Source organism: Polynucleobacter sp. AP-Nickl1-40-C4 (assembly GCF_035012665.1).
Lineage (GTDB): Bacteria > Pseudomonadota > Gammaproteobacteria > Burkholderiales > Burkholderiaceae > Polynucleobacter.
Genome location: NZ_JAYGQR010000037.1, coordinates 1 through 255, shown reverse-complemented (window position 1 = coordinate 255; position 255 = coordinate 1). Strand labels below are relative to the sequence as shown.

The window sequence follows — 255 nt, the reverse complement described above, 5'->3', positions numbered from 1 at the left end:
CTCTTGAATAATTTGATCCGGAACAGGGAATTTAAATGCGCCGGATGATGGCACTTCAATAGCCTGCATATACTCAGGGAGATTATCCTTGTCGCGGACGTAGATAATTTCACCCTTTTTAATTAAGCCTGTTGGACGCTCTTGTGGGGCTTCCGCAGCAACCTGCTGCTGCACAATTGCCATGTTATTGATGGTTTGTGGTGGAGATGTAATATCCGCAACCAATGGGAAAGTCACATCGGCAATGTAATAGTT

1 protein-coding gene is annotated in these 255 nt (G+C 44.7%); it reads right to left on the bottom strand.

Features of this window, described 5'->3' with window-relative positions; genetic code table 11:
• A partial coding sequence (locus VC182_RS11665; RefSeq protein ID WP_323485382.1) for a hypothetical protein occupies positions 1 to 255 on the bottom strand: 255 nt, incomplete at both ends.